General features: G+C 59.8%; 3 protein-coding genes. 2 read left to right on the forward strand and 1 reads right to left on the reverse strand.

Annotated features, from left to right (window positions below):
* Positions 1-647 precede the first annotated feature (647 nt).
* On the forward strand, positions 648-794 hold the full coding sequence (locus JKG68_RS31750) for a hypothetical protein (RefSeq protein WP_202066363.1): 147 nt from the start codon (positions 648-650) through the stop codon (positions 792-794).
* 92 nt (positions 795-886) lie between these two features.
* On the opposite strand, the gene JKG68_RS31755 is transcribed toward JKG68_RS31750, so the two are convergent.
* Positions 887-2,053 carry a hypothetical protein gene (locus tag JKG68_RS31755; RefSeq protein WP_202066364.1) on the reverse strand — a complete coding sequence of 389 codons (1,167 nt, stop codon included), beginning with the start codon at positions 2,051-2,053 and terminating at the stop codon, positions 887-889.
* A gap of 464 nt (positions 2,054-2,517) precedes the next feature.
* Here JKG68_RS31755 and JKG68_RS31760 point away from each other — a divergent pair, with 464 nt between their 5' ends.
* A complete protein-coding gene (locus JKG68_RS31760) occupies positions 2,518-2,733 on the forward strand; it encodes a KGG domain-containing protein (RefSeq protein ID WP_202066366.1) in 216 nt (71 codons plus the stop codon).
* The last annotated feature ends 47 nt before the right edge of the window (positions 2,734-2,780 follow it).

A 2,780-nucleotide genomic window follows, 5' to 3' on the forward strand; every position in this document is an offset into this window, starting at 1 on the left:
TCTCGATGAAGCCCACGAGGCTGAAGCGGACCCAGCTTGGGCGAACATACTGGAGAGCATTACGCGCGAGGTGAACCGTGCTGCCGATCATGTAGAACTGATCCCGCCGCATCCCCGACCACTGTCAGTACGTCTGGTTTACCCGAGGGCAGAGCAAAGAAGTCCACGGCCCCTGTCCTATGTTGCTCGATGGACACTGAATAAGCTCATTCCAAGCGTATTACCTATGCCTCAACATGATCAGAGGAGGCCGCCATGCTCGGGGATAAACACCCTCGGCTGGCTATGTTAGGCATTGCAGCCATTGGCGTGATCGGCCTTCTGCTGATGTGGGTCTTCATCCCCTAAGCAGCCTTAGTTCTGTTGGTCAGGTACTCCTTAACATACTGGCCAACAGCGTTCCCGGTCAGCAGCCGATGCAAATGCCTCTTGTCGCCTTTCTCAGTTTTTCGTCTCTGGCCCGCTCTACGCCCTCAGCCTTCTTACAGTTAGCAGTCGCCATGGCTGCACTCTCCTCCGAGCTGTAAACCTTTGCTGCCGCCCCATTTGGAACCGATCCGCATTCTTGCTCGCCTGAAGCTGAAGAGCCGGCAGAGGCATCAACGCTCCAGCATCCCACTTACACCATCAGAGTGCAGCAGACGCCCATGGACTGGATCGCGGTCATCACGCGGTCCAACCATCAGACCGGCATCGTCTTGGCGGCGGACCGCGAGGCTGTGCTGGTGAAGGCGCGGGAATGGATTGGGGCCCACTCAGAGCTCCATCCGGACAGCTCAGGACCCGCCACTTGAACCCATCGGTCTCCCGAAGCTACGATTTGGTGCTCGGGTGCAGGGCCTCTGATCACACAGAACGCTCTCACACCGCGCTCGCCATGCGACGATCAAGCCCTGCGGCTGATCCGTCCAGCTGTCAGGCGCAGAGAGGCGTGAGCGCCGGTGAGTTTGGGCTGGTCGAGGTTGAGATTGCCGAGCTTCCAGGATTGGAGCACCACCGAGGCCTCGCTGATTGACTTCGGCTTCACGCCACCCTCAGCAATCCGTTCAATGGTGAGAGCCTTGCCACTCCAATCCAGCAGGAGACGATCCTCTGGTCCAAAACCTGCTTGGTCCCACAACTCCCGCGGTAGGCGAATGGAGGTGTAGAACCGGTCCGAACGCTTGGCGTCCGGAATCGACTTTACCGAGACGGGCACGGAACCCATTTTTCGGGTTTGGTCCTTGGCCTGCTCCGGACGTCGGCCCTGCTTCAACCGCTTTTGGACCTTGGATACCATCACAGGCTCTGGTTCTCGGTTGATCTCCGGATCCTGTGGTCCAACAGGGTCAGCCTCTCGCATCAGCGGCTCTTCTGCCTTGGTGGGCTCTCCCGTAGGCGATGATGAGCTTGGGATGGTTTGGATCGCGCTGACAACATCCCGAAGGCCACCGGAAATCCCCTCTGCTGATTGGACCACCAGAGGCGCCAGACGCGAGATCGCTTCGATCTGCTGACTTCCAAGAGCTACTAGGTTGCTAATCTGCTCGGCCATGAGCTCCATGGTGGAGCGAAGGCTTTTCAGATCCGCGGCCATCCCGGTCAGGGCCTGTTCCACCTCGCGGGGCAGGGCAGGGGCAAACGCGGCCTGCTGTGGTGCATCTGGAGTGGAGGGGCGAGGGGACTGCGCGGGCTTGATTCTGAATACCTCTGCGGCGAGCGCTTCAGGTTTGCCCAGGTGACGGGCCAGGATATCAGCCGTGTCCCGGGGTTGCTTCGCCGCCGAGGCTGTCGAGCGGTCCAAACGGTGCGCGGATGTTGGAAGCGTGTGGCGTTGCTGAGGCTCGCGGGGTTTTACCAGGCAAGCCGGGCACAGGTCATAGCTCCGACCCCGGCCCAGGAGCCATCCACGGTCCTTGAAGTAGGCTTTGACGAGCTCATCACCCACAGGCTTGCTGGCTTCGTAGGTGTCCGCTTTGTGGCATGTGGAGCATCGGGTGGTAAAACGGTACCTGGAGGACGCTCCACCGGTACGAGTGATCTGCGGCTCGAACTGACGAGCGATGCCAGGCATCGAGCGTGTCCTATGCTAAGTGTGAGGAGCTTTCCGTTGACAGGAAGAGCCAAAGCCTTGGCGTCGACCCTTACAGGAAAGCTATCGGGAGAATACCGAGAGCCAATAGCGCTTTCCCCAGGGTTTTCCAAGACACCGCCATGAAGCAAACAACCATCGGCGAGAAAGAGAAGCTCGCTCTGGACATATCTCCCCGGATGGCGCCACCTCACGCTTTTCCGGAGGTCGTGCGCTTGCGTAAGGATCGCTGGGTGCCCGCTCCCCTGAAACCTTTGCTCCTATCAGTTGCGGCGTCTCATAAGGGTTCTGTTTGATGAGCCCGGCATTAGGCAAGGAATGGCTCAGGCCGAGCCTGTGCTCCTGCCCCAGGTCAGCCGCCTTCCAGTAAGTTTTCGGGGACCTCGAACTTCCAGCCAGATCATCCGTTCTGAGCCTAGGGCGTGAGGCTCGTCTGGAGAATGACCATGGGCACTAACGAGAGTTCGCCGAAGCGTGGCTTTGCCTCGATGAGTGAGGAAAGGCGGCGCGAGATCGCAAGCAAGGGCGGCAAAAGCGTTCCTGCTGACAAGCGGACCTTTTCCCTGAACTCTGCCCTGGCCTCCGAGGCCGGCCGTAAAGGCGGGCATAGCTCCCCTGGCCGCACGAAAGTTGATCACGGCCAGGGCGACCGGTCAGGCTGATTGGTGCAGCTTTGCATGGGGGGGCGTCAACCTACCCCACACGTTCT

Source organism: Microvirga aerilata (assembly GCF_016743775.1).
GTDB lineage: Bacteria > Pseudomonadota > Alphaproteobacteria > Rhizobiales > Beijerinckiaceae > Microvirga > Microvirga aerilata.

Coding starts and splice junctions, on each gene's coding strand:
- JKG68_RS31760 (WP_202066366.1), top strand. CDS start 2,518: ATGGGCACTAACGAGAGTTCGCCGAAGCGTGGCTTTGCCTCGATGAGT.
- JKG68_RS31755 (WP_202066364.1), bottom strand. CDS start 2,053: ATGCCTGGCATCGCTCGTCAGTTCGAGCCGCAGATCACTCGTACCGGT.
- JKG68_RS31750 (WP_202066363.1), top strand. CDS start 648: ATGGACTGGATCGCGGTCATCACGCGGTCCAACCATCAGACCGGCATC.